The organism is Bacteroides sp. UBA939 (genome assembly GCF_002293435.1).
In the GTDB taxonomy this organism is placed as follows: Bacteria; Bacteroidota; Bacteroidia; order Bacteroidales; family Bacteroidaceae; genus Bacteroides.
Window position 1 is genome coordinate 1 of the sequence record NZ_DBDF01000068.1, and the last position, 15,243, is coordinate 15,243.

Consider the following 15,243-nt stretch of genomic DNA (forward strand, 5'->3'; position numbering starts at 1 on the left):
ACCCAACTACTACTAAGTAATTGACCAACTACTACGTAGTAGTTGACTAACTACTACTAAGTAATTAGCCAATCGTTACTGGGCAAAAATGAGATAATTTATCGGATGAACTTAAATTTCATTGATAGATAAGGTATAGACATAAAAAAAGGAGTACCGCTGTACTCCAACCTTTGTTAACCTTAAATCTAATACTATGAAAAACACAATGCAAATATACGAGTATTTAGTGAATTAGCAAATTATCCAAGAAAAATAGTATGTTTTATAACATTAATTATGCATTTTTGTGGCTATTTCTATTTTTGTTAACGAAACAGTGGGGGATAATCCGTGAAATCATCCCTTAGCTTCTTGATACATAAACCGCTTAATTGACTTCTTGGCTGTTTTTTCAAACTCTTCGAAATGGATCTTCACCTTTGATATCTGGCTATATGGCGGTAACTGCTGATTGAGTTCATTACGGTTAGTTTCCATGACACGTTCTATATCCAACTGTTGTAATCCATTGGCAAAGGCATCATCAAAGTCCGGATAGATGAGAGCGACAAGTTTTTCTTTCTGCAATACAATGAGCGACTCTGAAACATAAGGCAAATTGTTCAACTTACTTTCAATTTCTTCCGGATAAACGTTCTGTCCGCTTGACGTCAGGAGCATGTTTTTGCTGCGACCGCGTATGGTGACATTACCCTCTGTATCCATTGTGGCAAGGTCGCCTGTATGAAGCCAGCCTTTTTCGTCAATGACTTGTGCGGTAGCTTCGGGGTTCTTATAGTACCCCAGCATCAGATTGGCGCCCCGGCAAATAATTTCTCCTGCTATGTTCTTAGGGTCGGGTGAATCGATACTTACTTCCATACGGGTGGTTGCCCTGCCACATGAACCGAATTTCAGAGTTTCCCAACGGCTGGAACAAATAATAGGGCCACACTCCGTCATTCCGTAACCAATGGTATAAGGGAATCCGATTTGTTTCAGAAAACGTTCTACCTCCGCATTGAATGGAGCGCCGCCAACAACAATTTCGTCAAAGTTCCCTCCGAATATTTCCATAGCTTCTTTACGGGCAAGAGACTTGATTCTATCATTAATAATAGGAACATGCAATAATAGTTTGCCTATTTTGTTATCTAAGCGAGGCAGGATATTCTTCTTGATGATTTTCTCCACAATCAGCGGTACGCATGAAATGATACGCGGCTTTATTTCCGCGAATGATTGTGCGATAATCTTGGGGGTCGGCATACGAGTAAGGAAATACAGGTGCGCACCGGCTGAAAAACCATAAAGGAAATCGTAAACCATTCCGAACACATGTCCCATAGGAAGCATGGCAACCATGCTATCTCCGGGTTTTACCCGGAGCATTTCGTGGCAGTAATCTACATTTGACCAGAGGCTGCGATAAGGCAACATAACACCTTTGGAATATCCGGTTGTACCGGAAGTATAGTTGATAATGGCAAGTTCCTCCGGTTCATCTTTCCGGTAACGGATATGTTCGGGACGGAAATTCTTCGGATACCGTTGTCCGTAAAGGATATTGCGGTGTTCAAAAGCTTCCATCAGTCTCTCGTTGCGGCAAACTACAAGCGTGAAATCGGTCATTAGAACAACGCCCAACAGTTGTGGCATAGCTTCTTCATTAAGGTTTTCCCATACCTGGTCGCCAACAAAGAGTAATTTGGACTCGGAGTGGTTTACAATATTATGTATGTTGTCTGCCTTGAATTCGTGGAGGATAGGTACGATAACGGCTCCGTAAGTCATGCTTGCCAGAAAAGCAACCGCCCAGTGGGCGCTGTTACGACCGCAGACTGCAATTTTATCACCCGGCTCAATTCCGGCGTTTTCCAGTACGATATGGAATTTCGCTATTTTGCGGGCTACGTCTTTGTATTGAAGGGTAATACCTTTATAATCTGTCAATGCATTCAAATTCCAGTTATGGATGATGCTCTGTTCAATGTAATTAATGAAGTGTTGTTCTTGTTTCATTTGTTAAATTGCACACTTTGGTTAAAACTGCGCAAATATAGAACTTAGAGGTATTCTGTGCAAGTATATATATTGTTTCTTTAGCGTAAGGCGAAAGAAAAGGAAAAATTAACCAATCTACCAAAAAGATAGCAAAAATCTCTTTTTCCTAACACACCTTTCTTCGGAAGAGGGGAAAAAGACCATTCATTTGGTTTCGTTATTCTTCTTTTCCGAGATTAACAATAACTTATCGCCAAGATGCAGTTTCAGTGAGCCATTGGGTATTAAGAACTCTGTGCCTCGTTTCACTATCATTACGAGCGCACCGTTGGGCAGGGTAATATCTTTCAGTGTGTCACCTTCTTCCAGCATTTCCGTAGTGACAGCCATATCGTTCAGGTCAGAGTCTATCTCTTCCGGTAACTCCACCCCGAATTCATTTCCTGTTTTTTCCAACGGAGTAGAAAGTTTCAGCAGGCGTGCAGCCCGGGAGACTGTAGTTCCTTGTATAACGAGAGATACAATCGTAATAAAGAATACGATATTGAAAATTACATGTGCACCGGGTACTTGCGCCACCACGGGATAAGTGGCGAAGATAATAGGAACGGCACCGCGTAATCCTACCCAGGAGATGAAAAGCCGGGAACGTTTGGTAATCTTCTTGCCGAAAGGTAAAAGACAAATGAATACACTCAACGGGCGACCGATTACAATCATAAACACACCAATAAGCATCGCTACTAAAGAAGTCTGGAGCAATTCGTGAGGATTGACCAACAAACCCAGACAGAGGAACATAATGATTTGGAACAGCCACGACAGTCCATCCATAAAGGTGTATATCTCTTTACGGTACATGATTTTATTGTTACCTATCATAATACCTGCGATGTACACCGCCAGATAACCGTTTCCCCGTAGCAAATCAGTAAAGGCAAATGTGAAGAATACAAACGAAAGCAACAGGATGGGATAGAGCGCCTGGTTATCAATATCAAGTTTGTTCAGCACCAGGATGGCGAGCTTTCCTAAAAGATATCCGGCTGCTGCGCCTACGATGAATTGTATGGTAAACGAACCGAGAATATTTGCAATGCCTATACCGTCGGATTGTACAAACTGTATCAGTACGATGGTAAGCATGTAAGCCATAGGGTCATTACTACCGCTTTCCAACTCCAGCATGGGGCGAAGATTGTGCTTGAGGTTCATTTTCTGCGAACGCAGTATAGCAAATACGGAAGCAGAATCGGTAGATGACATGGTAGAGGCAAGAAGCAGGGAAGTCGTGATTGGCAGATAAATATTAGTCCAACTCATGTCGGATAGCCACCAGATAAATAGTCCTGTGAAGACAGCCGTTAGCAGCACTCCGAAAGTTGAAAGGACAATACCCGGGGCAAGTATCGGCTTTATTTCACTGAATTTAGTATCCATACCGCCCGAAAACAGAATGACGCTGAGGGCAACCATACCGATGAACTGGGCTTCTTTGGTGTTATGGAACTGTAATCCTAACCCGTCGCTACCGAAAATCATACCGACAACGAGGAATAACAATAAGGCGGGAACACCAAAACGATAACCGGTTTTACCGGCAATGATACTGATGAAAAGTAAAATAGAACCTACTAAAAGAATGTTTTCTGCTGTAAAAATCATAAGTTATGCATTATAAAGGTTGCCAGCCTAAGGTTTTTGTTTTCGGAGACAAATATACTTCTTTTTTTAATAAGGTAAGTATCTTGTCATAAATAGTTCGATAGAGTAGAGGTAGTTTTAATTAATAAGCGTTATCTTTGCCATCCCCTTTTTCTGGAAAGTAGTAGTAGAGAATTGAGGTAGTAAGTGATTATAAATAGAATTCTAAAAAAATGGCAGAACAAAGAAAAGCTCCCCGAAGCAATAGCAAGGCTAAAGTACAGCCCGTAAATGACTACGGACGTATCCAGCCGCAAGCCACGGAATTGGAAGAAGCTGTATTGGGGGCGTTGATGATTGAGAAAGACGCTTATTCATTGGTAAGTGAAATTCTTCGTCCGGAGTCGTTCTACGAACACCGGCACCAGTTGATTTATTCCGCTATCACCGACCTGGCAATCAATCAAAAACCGGTGGATATACTTACCGTAAAGGATCAGCTTGCCAAACGTGGAAACCTGGAAGAAATAGGGGGACCGTTCTACATTACCCAGTTGAGCAGTAAAGTTGCTTCTTCGGCACACATTGAATACCATGCCCGTATTATAGCACAAAAGGCGTTGGCGCGCGAGTTGATTACATTCACCAGCAATGTGCAAAGCAAAGCCTTCGATGAAACCTTGGACGTAGACGACCTGATGCAGGAGGCCGAAGGAAAGCTCTTCGAGATTTCCCAGCAAAACATGAAGAAGGATTATACGCAGATTAATCCTGTTATTGAAGAGGCCCGTAATTTAATTGCCAAAGCCGCCGCCCGCGCCGATGGATTAAGCGGTTTGGAGAGTGGTTTTACCAAACTTGATAAGATGACTTCCGGTTGGCAGAACTCAGACCTTATTATTATAGCCGCCCGTCCTGCTATGGGTAAAACAGCTTTCGTACTTTCTATGGCAAAGAATATTGCGGTAAACTATCGCAATGCGGTAGCTGTGTTCTCGCTTGAAATGAGTAATGTGCAGTTGGTGAATCGTTTGATTTCCAATGTATGTGAAATCCCGAGTGAGAAAATCAAGAGTGGACAGTTGGCTGATTACGAATGGCAACAATTGGACTATAAGCTGCGTGACCTTCTGGATGCGCCGCTGTTTGTAGACGATACACCTTCCCTGTCTGTATTTGAACTTCGTACAAAGGCCCGCCGGTTGGTACGTGAACATGGAGTAAAAATCATCATCATCGACTACCTTCAGTTGATGAACGCAAGTGGTATGTCATTCGGTAGCCGCCAGGAAGAGGTAAGTACCATTTCACGCTCTTTGAAAGGCTTGGCGAAGGAGTTGAATATTCCTATTATTGCCCTGTCGCAGTTGAACCGTGGTGTGGAAAACCGTGAAGGCGAGGAAGGTAAACGACCGCAGTTGAGTGACTTGCGCGAGTCGGGCGCTATTGAGCAGGATGCTGATATGGTGTGCTTCATTCACCGTCCGGAATATTATAAAATCTATACTTCGCAGGATGGCAGCGATTTGCGCGGTATGGCGGAAATCATTATCGCCAAGCATCGTAACGGTGCTGTGGGTGATGTTCGTTTACGTTTTATCGGTCAATACACCCGTTTCCAGAATCCGGAAGACGATATGATGATACCACATCCGACAGAAGAAGGAAGAACCACTTTCGGTTCAAGGATGAATACGCCAAGTAGCGGTAGCATACCACCTCCGGGCAATTATCCGCCTCAAACGGATAATCCGTTTGGTGGAGTAGGTTCGGATGCGCCATTACCGTTCTGATATAGCAATTTTTTAGAAATACAAAACAGTTTCTCAATTCAAGTTTCGGTTTTAAAGAAAGTTCTTTGTAATTTTGCGGGTCACTTTTGGAAACTTGGAAACAATAATAAAATAACAATATGAATATCTCTTATAATTGGTTGAAAGAGTATGTCGATTTCGATTTGACACCTGAGGAAGTTGCAGCTGCATTAACTTCCATCGGCTTGGAAACAGGAAGTGTGGAAGAAGTGCAAACAATCAAAGGCGGACTGGAAGGTCTTGTAATCGGTGAAGTGCTGACATGTGTCCCTCACCCGAATTCAGACCACATGCACGTAACAACCGTTAATCTGGGGCAAGGCGAGCCTGTGCAGATTGTATGCGGTGCGCCGAATGTGGCTGCCGGCCAGAAGGTGGTAATAGCTACCTTAGGTGCAAAACTGTACGATGGCGATGACTGTTTCACAATCAAGAAGTCAAAACTCCGTGGGGTTGAATCCAATGGTATGATTTGTGCTGAAGATGAAATCGGCATAGGTACAGACCATGCTGGTATAATCGTATTGCCTGATGATGCTGTACCGGGAACCTTGGCCAAGGATTATTATAACATCAAGAGCGATTATGTATTGGAGGTAGATATAACTCCGAATCGTGCGGATGCTTGTTCACATTATGGTGTAGCCCGTGATTTGTACGCTTACTTGGTGCAGAATGGCAAGACGTCTGCTTTGAAAAAGCCGTCTGTAGATGCATTTGCCGTTGAAAACCATGACTTAGACATCAAGGTAGCGGTTGAGAACCATGAAGCATGTCCCCGTTATGCGGGTGTAACGGTGAAAGGTGTGACGGTGAAAGAAAGCCCTGAATGGTTACAGAACAAACTTCGCATAATAGGTTTGCGTCCTATTAATAATGTAGTGGATATCACTAATTATATTGTCCACGCATTTGCTCAACCACTTCACTGTTTTGATGCGGACAAAATTAAGGGTAATGAAGTTATCGTGAAAACGATGCCCGAAGGTACTCCATTCGTGACCCTGGATGGAGTAGAACGTAAGCTGTCTGACCGTGACCTGATGATATGCAACAAAGAAGAAGCGATGTGTATTGCCGGTGTATTCGGCGGTCTGGATTCCGGTTCTACGGAAACTACCAAGGATATCTTCCTGGAAAGCGCTTATTTCCATCCGACGTGGGTACGTAAGACCGCTCGTCGTCATGGACTGAATACAGATGCTTCTTTCCGTTTTGAAAGAGGTATCGACCCCAACATCACTATTTACTGTCTGAAACTCGCCGCCATGATGGTGAAAGAGTTGGCAGGTGGTACTATCTCGTCCGAGATTAAAGATGTTTGTGCTACTCCTATCAAGGATTTTGTTGTGGAGTTAGCTTACGAAAAAGTTAATTCATTAGTGGGTAAAGTAATTCCGGTAGAGACAGTCAAGAGTATTGTTACCAGTCTGGAAATGAAAATAACCAATGAGACGGCAGAAGGTCTGACGTTGGCGGTACCTCCTTACAGGGTAGACGTACAGCGCGACTGTGACGTTATTGAAGATATCCTTCGGATTTACGGATATAATAATGTGGAGATTCCGTCTACATTGAAATCAAGCCTGACTACAAAGGGAGAAGAAGATAAATCAAACAAACTGCAAAATCTGGTAGCTGAACAATTGGTAGGTTGCGGTTTCAACGAGATACTGAACAACTCACTGACCCGTGCCGCTTATTATGAAGGACTGGAATCATATCCTTCCAAGCATTCGGTAATGTTGCTGAATCCGTTGAGCGCAGACTTGAATGCTATGCGCCAAACTTTATTGTTCGGTGGTTTGGAAAGTATCTCTCACAATGCTAACCGCAAGAATGCCGACTTGAAGTTCTTCGAATTCGGTAATTGTTATTATTTCGATAAGGAGAAAAAGAATCCGGAAAAGACATTGGCTGCTTATTCTGAGGATTATCATCTTGGTTTGTGGGTAACAGGCAAGAAGGTGTCCAATTCATGGGCGCATCCTGATGAAAATAGTTCAGTCTACGAATTGAAGGCTTACGTAGAGAATATATTTCTGCGTCTGGGATTGAACATGAGAAATCTGGTCATAGGTAATTTGACGGATGATATTTATGCCGCTGCGCTTTCTGTAAATACGAAAGGTGGAAAGCGTCTTGCTACATTCGGTATTGTAACGAAGAAACTTCTGAAAGCATTTGATATTGATAATGAAGTGTATTTTGCCGATTTGAATTGGAAAGAGTTGATGAGGGCTATACGGTCGGTGAAAATCAGATATACGGAAGTTCCTAAATTCCCGGCAGTGAAACGTGACTTGGCTTTATTGCTCGATAAAAAAGTGCAGTTTGCCGAAATAGAGAAGATAGCTTATGATACAGAGAAAAAGTTGCTGAAAGAAGTTTCTCTCTTTGACGTTTACGAAGGAAAGAATCTGGAAGCGGGTAAGAAGTCTTATGCTGTCAGCTTCTTGTTGCAGGATGAATCGCAAACTCTGAACGATAAGATGATTGATAAAATCATGTCGAAGTTAGTGAAGAATCTGGAAGACACGCTGGGGGCTAAATTGAGATAAAAGCAATTTAGAAGTTGTTTTGAATTTATTCAGTTTTCTTTTAAGATCAAAACAGCTTCTAAATCAGGTGATAAATCATAAATCATAAAAAATATAAATAGTTAAAACCAATGGGAAGAGCATTTGAATATAGAAAAGCTGCCAAAATGAAAAGATGGGGTCACATGGCTAAGACCTTTACAAGACTGGGTAAACAGATCGCTATTGCTGTAAAGTCAGGTGGCTCGGAGCCGGAAAACAACCCTACATTACGTTCTGTGATAGCTACCTGTAAGCGTGAAAATATGCCGAAGGATAACATCGACCGCGCTATTAAGAACGCAATGGGTAAGGATCAAAGCGAATATAAAGGAATGACTTATGAAGGCTATGGCCCTCACGGTATTGCCGTATTCGTTGATACATTAACGGATAATCCCACCCGTACTGTTGCCGATGTACGTTCCATATTCAATAAATTTGGTGGTAACATGGGTACTATGGGCTCTCTGGCTTTCCTGTTCGACCATAAGTGTATGTTTACTTTCAAGAAGAAAGACGGTCTGGATATGGAAGAATTAATTCTTGATCTGATTGACTATGATGTAGACGACGAGTTTGAAGAAGATGAAGAAGAAGGTACAATCACTATTTATGGTGACCCGAAGAGTTATGCTGCTATCCAGAAACATCTGGAGGAAAGTGGCTTTGAAGATGTCGGTGGTGAGTTTACCTATATTCCGAATGATCTGAAAGATGTAACATCCGAGCAACGTGAAATCCTCAATAAAATGGTGGAACGTCTCGAAGAATTTGACGATGTGCAAACGGTTTATACAAATATGAAACCGGAGGAAGAGGAATAATAATAATGATGAAATGGGATATCGACTATAATTCCCATTCTTTCAGTATATAAGAGTTAACCCTCGGTGTTGAAAAATACCGAGGGTTTTTTTGAACTAAAAGCATAGGAAGATTATTATTATTTCGTAATTTTACATCATCGGAGGAACGAACAATGAAAAATATTCTAAAGGATTTGAAGCGTAAAGACCACAAGCGCTATTTAGGTGGTCTGGATGTATTTAAATATATTGGTCCCGGATTGTTGGTAACAGTAGGTTTTATTGATCCGGGAAACTGGGCTTCTAACTTTGCTGCCGGTTCAGAGTTCGGTTATTCTCTGTTGTGGGTAGTGACCTTATCGACGATTATGCTGATTATATTGCAACATAATGTGGCTCACTTAGGTATTGTAACCGGTTTGTGCTTGTCGGAGGCGGCTACGAAATATACGCCTAAATGGGTATCGCGTCCTATATTGGGAACTGCTGTGTTGGCATCTGTTTCAACTTCATTGGCGGAAATACTGGGAGGAGCGATAGCATTGAAAATGCTTTTTAATATTCCAATCATCTGGGGTGCAATATTGACGACGCTTTTTGTCATAATCATGCTTTTCACAAATTCATATAGGAAAATAGAACGTTCCATCATTGCGTTTGTATCTGTTATCGGGCTGTCCTTTATTTATGAGTTATTTTTAGTGGAAATCAATTGGCCTTTGGCTGTAGAAGGTTGGGTGAAACCTTCTTTTCCTGAGGGAAGTATGCTGATTATTATGAGTGTATTGGGGGCGGTGATAATGCCGCATAACCTGTTTCTGCATTCGGAAGTAATTCAGAGTCATGAGTATAACAAGAAAGATGATGCCTCTGTCCGGAAAGTCTTGAAATATGAATTATTTGACACACTCTTTTCTATGATTGTGGGGTGGGCCATTAATAGTGCAATGATATTATTGGCTGCTGCTACTTTTTTTAAGAGTGGTATTCTGGTTGAAGAACTGCAACAGGCAAAGTCTTTGCTGGAACCTCTACTTGGAAATAATGCTGTTGTGGTATTTGCTTTGGCATTGCTGATGGCAGGTATTTCGTCTACAATTACCAGTGGCATGGCAGCCGGTTCGATATTTGCCGGTATTTTCGGAGAGTCTTACCATATTAAAGATACTCATTCGCAAGTAGGAGTGCTTCTTTCGTTGGGTATGGCACTGCTATTGATATTCTTCATCGGTAACCCTTTCAAGGGATTATTAATCTCCCAGATGGTGCTAAGTATTCAGTTACCGTTTACTGTTTTTCTGCAAGTAGGATTAACTTCCTCCCGTAAGGTCATGGGACAATACGTAAACAGTAGATGGAATAGTTTTGTACTTTATGCCATTGCCGGTATTGTGACGGTATTAAATATTATGTTGCTGGTATCTGAGTTTTTATAAGTCAGGTAGTAGGACTATGAAATAAGAATAAAGAGTCTTATAATATAAATAAATAAATATATGAGGATTATTACGTACAATGTTAATGGATTACGTGCTGCGGTAAACAAAGGGTTACCTGAGTGGTTGAAGGAAGAACAAGCCGATGTGGTATGCATTCAGGAAACAAAGTTGCAACCTGACCAGTATCCGGAGGAAGCTTTGGCTGCGTTAGGGTATAAACATTATTTGTGTTCGGCGCAGAAGAAAGGTTATAGCGGGGTAGCCATTCTTACTAAGCGGGAACCTGACCATGTAGAATATGGAATGGGTATGGAGATCTATGACAATGAAGGCCGATTTATCCGTGCTGATTATGGAGATGTGTCTGTTGTAAGTGTATATCATCCGTCCGGAACAAGCGGTGATGAAAGACAAGCATTTAAAATGGTGTGGTTGGAGAAATTTCAGGAATATGTAATGGAATTACGCAAATCGCGTCCGAAGCTTATTCTTTGCGGTGATTATAACATTTGCCATGAAGAAATAGATATACATGACCCTGTACGTAATGCAACCAATAGCGGATTTCTGCCGGAAGAAAGAGAGTGGATGACTCGCTTTCTGAATGCTGGTTTTATTGATACATTCCGTCTCTTGCATCCCGACAAACAAGAATATACATGGTGGAGTTATCGTTTTAACTCTCGTGCAAAGAATAAAGGTTGGCGTATTGACTATTGTATGGTAACCGAAGCTGTCCGTCCGATGTTGAATAAGGCTTGTATATTGAATGATGCCATACATTCTGACCATTGCCCCATGTTGTTGGATATTACAGATTGATTAAGAAAGATACGATATTTACGAAAGATTTGCCTCTTTTTATGACATAAGATATAAAAAACGAGAATTAACGTGTTATATAACATAAAAATAGCTACCTTTGCCGCTGATATAAAATCTGAAATCTTATATGAAAGAATTTAGATTAAACTATGTCTAACTATAAAAAGAAAGAAAATGTTAAAGAAAAAAGCTGGTGAAACTGCGGGACAAATTTGGACTGCTCTGAATGAGACTGAAGGTTTAACTGCTAAACAAATCAAGAAAGCAACTAAATTGGTAGACAAAGATTTATTCTTAGGTCTTGGCTGGTTGTTGAGAGAAGACAAGATCGCTACCGAAGAAGTAGAAGGCGAACTGTTTGTTAAATTGGTATAAGAGCGAAATTAACATCAATTTTATAAAAGATGCGTTGGTACATGTTATCAACGCATCTTTTTTATATGATGTTTCTAAGGATTTGTACGTAAATTATAGCTTGACCCACCAAAGCTGTGGTCACTAATTAAATTTCAACACGAACATTGTTTCTTTGCCCGGATGCAGAGATAAGCTTCCTCCTGATAATCTCATGATTTGCCTGGAAATACTTAATCCTACGCCGCTACCGCCTTCTTTTGTTGTAAAGAAAGGAATAAAGATGTGCTCAGCTATTTCCTCCGGAATGGCAGGACCGTTATTAGAAACTTCAATAAGTACAGCCTCACTTTCATTACAGTAGGCACGCAGGGTAATGATACCTTCGTGGACTTTACCGGCTTCAATGGCTTGGATGGCATTCTTTAATATATTAATGAGCACCTGCGATATCAGGTTTGCATCAGCATAAAGAATCAAGTCGTCCGGTGTGATATTAATGCGGAAAGTGATGTGAGAATCGGGATATTGATACCGTGCCAATTCTACCATTCGGTCGATGAAGCCTTTGACATAGAATAAAGATGGTTCCGGAGTAGGAATACGGGTGAAGCGGCGATAATTTTCTACGAAGGAGAGAAGCCCTTTACCGGTGGCGCTGATAGTATGCAGACCGTTACGGATTTCTTCAGCGGTTTCTTTCTCCGAAGATATGTGTTCTCCTTTGATATTCTGTTCTTCACTATCCTGAATCAATGTCAGTAATGTGTCACTAAGCGAAGTAATGGGAGTGACAGAGTTCATAATTTCGTGTGTCAGTACACGGATTAGACGAATCCATGAGTCGATTTCTTTTTCATCAAGCTCATTGTTGATGTCGTTCAGGGCGAGGATACGCAGGTGTTCCCGACGAACGGTTATGTTGGATACACGAATGGACAAATTAAGGGTTCCGCGTTCGTTTGACAAGCGGGTTTGCAGTTTATCTCCGGAACGGCACTGGGTAAGGATCTCCATGAGCCGGGTATCAATTGCGGCAAGCTGTTTGATATGGGTGAAAACATCCAATCCCAACAAGCGGAGCGCTTCGTTATTTTTCTGATATACAGCGCCGGTATCATTCAGTACTAAAATACCGGTACTGATACAATCCAGAATGAGTTCGTAATATTTTTCTTGCTGTATCGTTTCGTTCTTTACATTATATAATATAGATGCAACGCGATTAAGAGCCTGATTTATGAGTTGGTCGTCCGCAATATCTTCTTTTTCAGAGAAGTGTATGGAGGTATCGTCATTCTCAATGGCATCGAGTAAGAACAGAACTTTTTTCGTATGCCGGCGGTAGAGTTTCCATTGCCAGTACAGGCATATTAACAATAAAAGAGAAGAGATGATAATCCACAGGATATTTCCGTTTAAAACAGATAGAGTGACACCCATCGCCATCGAGCATGAGATGATGGCACGGAAAAGATAACGATCGGTAATATGGCGGTAGAAATGTTTCATAGTCCGAACTTCTTCATTTTATTATAGAGCGTCTGCCGGGTAATGCCTAATTGGGCAGCAACAGCAGAAAGGTTTCCGTTACAGGCGTCCAGAGTTTTCTGTATCATTTTCTGTTCCATTTCTTCGAGGGTAGATATTGCTCCGTTATCCTGGCTCTCAGAGTGAGAGGTGCTGGTACGCTTGTGCAATTGAAACAACTCAGCAGGCAGTTCATTACCATCGCAGATGATAACTGCTTTTTCGATAGCATGTTCCAGTTCGCGGATATTTCCATACCAAGGGTATGAGGTTAGTTTTAGGCGTGCGGCACCGGACAGGTGAAGAATCCCCTTATCGTATTGTTTGCAGAATCGTGTGATAAAGCGTTCGGCAAGGGGGAGAATATCTTCCGGTCGCCTACGCAAAGGAGGTATCTCAAGATGTATCGTGTTGATACGGTAAAGCAGGTCTTCGCGAAACTCATTACGCTGTACCATTTCGTTCAGGTTGCGGTTGGTGGCGCAGATCAGGCGGATATCAACGGGGATTGGCAGGTTGCTTCCTACACGGACAATGCAACGGCGTTGTAATACCGTCAGAAGTTTGGCTTGCAGGTGATAAGGCAAATTACCGATTTCATCGAGAAAGAGAGTACTTTGAACGGCAGCTTCGAATTTACCTGGACGGTCGGAATACGCATCCGTAAAAGAACCTTTCACATGCCCGAACAATTCGCTTTCGAATAAACTTTCAGTGATAGCTCCCATATCTACGGCAATCATTTCTTTCGGGCGGCGAGGAGAGAGGGCATGTATTTCACGTGCCAGCATCTCTTTTCCCGTACCGTTTTCTCCGGTTATTAAGACATTGGCCTCTGTAACGGAGATTTTTTCTACGAGCGAACGAAGTTGCTGCATGATAGCGCTTTCTCCCCAATACATGGAAGAAGTTCCGGAAGAAACACTTTTGTTTTGTTTCTTTCCGCTTGTTGCTTTTGCAGCATTCAGCAGTGTTTCTACTAATTTCTGATTATCCCACGGCTTGACGATAAAATCTGCCGCACCCTCCTTAATGCCGCGCACCGCAAGATCTATATCGGCGTATGCAGTGAAGAGAACAACCGGCAGTGAAGGGTGTAGCCGTTTGATTTCCCGTAACCAGAATAATCCTTCATTTCCGGTATTGATACCCGAAGTAAAGTTCATATCGAGCAATATTACGGATGGAGTATTCTCACGCAGTACTGTGGGTAACGTTACCGGAGAAGCGAGTGTGAGAATCTGTTCAAAATAGGGTTTCAGCAGCAATTGTACTGCGGTAAGTACGCCACGGTTATCGTCGATAATAAGAATACTTCCAACTTTTTTCATACGGGAATTTATAATTATTGGTCAAAGATAAGAAGTTCATCGGAAAAGTGAAAGATATATGTCATGTTTCCTACATATTACCGTAATATAAAAGCCTGAACTTTGCTCGCGTTGAAAATATAGTTACTATGCGATTACGTACTTTTTACCCTACAATTGTATTGTCCGATATTCATTTGGGCACATCCCATTCTAAAACTGTGGAAGTAAGCAACTTCTTAAAATCCGTAAATTGTAGCCGGTTGATACTTAATGGAGATATAATTGATGGCTGGGCGCTACACAAAGGCGGTACGCGTAAATGGCAGGTAAAGCATACGGGGTTTTTTAAAGTCATTATGAAAATGATGGAAAAACAGGGAACCGAAGTGATTTATGTCCGGGGGAATCATGATGATTTCCTGGACGGACTGGTTCCGATAGAGTTCTATAATATAAAAATAGTAAGAGATTTTATCCATGAGAGTCACGGCAGGCGTTATTATGTGACACACGGGGATATTTTTGATACAGTGACTACAAAAATGAAATGGCTGGCTCAGTTGGGTGACATAGGCTATACATTTCTGCTGTGGTTGAATCGCGTTTACAATACTTATCGCGCCCGCAGGGGACAACCTTATTACTCATTATCACAAGTGATTAAACAAAAAGTAAAATCTGCTGTTTCATATATATCCGATTTTGAAAAGGAACTGGTGGGGTTTGCCCGCTTACGTAAATGTGACGGTATCATCTGCGGACATATCCATCATCCGGCGAATGTTTACTATAATGATATACATTATCTTAACTCCGGTGACTGGGTGGAAACGCTTTCGGCGCTCGTAGAAGATGAAGAGGGCAAATGGGAAATATTACGATATGAAGATATGGCGGTGAATGAAAAAGACTATCTGTCGTGTGGAGCATAACAATATATATATAAATAA

11 protein-coding genes are annotated in these 15,243 nt (G+C 41.7%); 7 read left to right on the plus strand and 4 right to left on the minus strand.

From position 1 onward, the window contains the following. Window positions 1-339: 339 nt before the first annotated feature. Window positions 340-2,004 (minus strand): long-chain fatty acid--CoA ligase, encoded by a 1,665-nt coding sequence (locus tag B2Z67_RS04685; RefSeq protein WP_291528659.1) that lies wholly within the window; start codon window positions 2,002-2,004, stop codon window positions 340-342. 186 nt (window positions 2,005-2,190) lie between these two features. Further along, window positions 2,191-3,651 carry a potassium/proton antiporter gene (locus B2Z67_RS04690; RefSeq protein ID WP_291528660.1) on the minus strand — a complete coding sequence of 487 codons (1,461 nt, stop codon included), beginning with the start codon at window positions 3,649-3,651 and terminating at the stop codon, window positions 2,191-2,193. Window positions 3,652-3,863: 212 nt separating this feature from the next. Here B2Z67_RS04690 and dnaB point away from each other — a divergent pair, with 212 nt between their 5' ends. From dnaB to B2Z67_RS04720, 6 genes are all read left to right on the plus strand, one after another. Continuing rightward, window positions 3,864-5,423 carry a replicative DNA helicase gene (dnaB, locus tag B2Z67_RS04695; RefSeq protein ID WP_291528661.1) on the plus strand — a complete coding sequence of 520 codons (1,560 nt, stop codon included), beginning with the start codon at window positions 3,864-3,866 and terminating at the stop codon, window positions 5,421-5,423. Window positions 5,424-5,542: 119 nt separating this feature from the next. Beyond that, window positions 5,543-8,005, plus strand: a complete 2,463-nt coding sequence (gene pheT / locus B2Z67_RS04700) for a phenylalanine--tRNA ligase subunit beta (protein WP_291528662.1) — start codon at window positions 5,543-5,545, stop codon at window positions 8,003-8,005. Window positions 8,006-8,115: 110 nt separating this feature from the next. Continuing rightward, window positions 8,116-8,850, plus strand: a complete 735-nt coding sequence (locus B2Z67_RS04705) for a YebC/PmpR family DNA-binding transcriptional regulator (RefSeq protein ID WP_291528663.1) — start codon at window positions 8,116-8,118, stop codon at window positions 8,848-8,850. Between the two features lie 155 nt (window positions 8,851-9,005). Continuing rightward, on the plus strand, window positions 9,006-10,268 hold the full coding sequence (locus B2Z67_RS04710) for an Nramp family divalent metal transporter (RefSeq protein WP_291528664.1): 1,263 nt from the start codon (window positions 9,006-9,008) through the stop codon (window positions 10,266-10,268). A gap of 60 nt (window positions 10,269-10,328) precedes the next feature. Beyond that, the gene (locus B2Z67_RS04715; RefSeq protein ID WP_291528665.1) at window positions 10,329-11,093 is read left to right on the plus strand and encodes an exodeoxyribonuclease III; all 765 of its coding nucleotides are present in this window, start codon (window positions 10,329-10,331) and stop codon (window positions 11,091-11,093) included. A 177-nt stretch (window positions 11,094-11,270) separates the two neighbouring features. Next, entirely contained in the window at window positions 11,271-11,471 is a 201-nt protein-coding gene (locus B2Z67_RS04720; RefSeq protein WP_291528666.1) for a winged helix-turn-helix domain-containing protein, read from the plus strand. A gap of 123 nt (window positions 11,472-11,594) precedes the next feature. Here B2Z67_RS04720 and B2Z67_RS04725 read toward each other — a convergent pair whose 3' ends face one another. Next, entirely contained in the window at window positions 11,595-12,962 is a 1,368-nt protein-coding gene (locus tag B2Z67_RS04725) for a sensor histidine kinase (protein ID WP_291528667.1), read from the minus strand. After that, the gene (locus B2Z67_RS04730) at window positions 12,959-14,311 is read right to left on the minus strand and encodes a sigma-54-dependent transcriptional regulator (protein ID WP_291528668.1); all 1,353 of its coding nucleotides are present in this window, start codon (window positions 14,309-14,311) and stop codon (window positions 12,959-12,961) included. The genes B2Z67_RS04725 and B2Z67_RS04730 overlap by 4 nt, the downstream gene beginning before the upstream one ends. A 128-nt stretch (window positions 14,312-14,439) precedes the next feature. Between B2Z67_RS04730 and B2Z67_RS04735 the strand changes: the two genes are divergently transcribed. Next, window positions 14,440-15,225 (plus strand): UDP-2,3-diacylglucosamine diphosphatase, encoded by a 786-nt coding sequence (locus tag B2Z67_RS04735; RefSeq protein WP_291528669.1) that lies wholly within the window; start codon window positions 14,440-14,442, stop codon window positions 15,223-15,225. The last annotated feature ends 18 nt before the right edge of the window (window positions 15,226-15,243 follow it).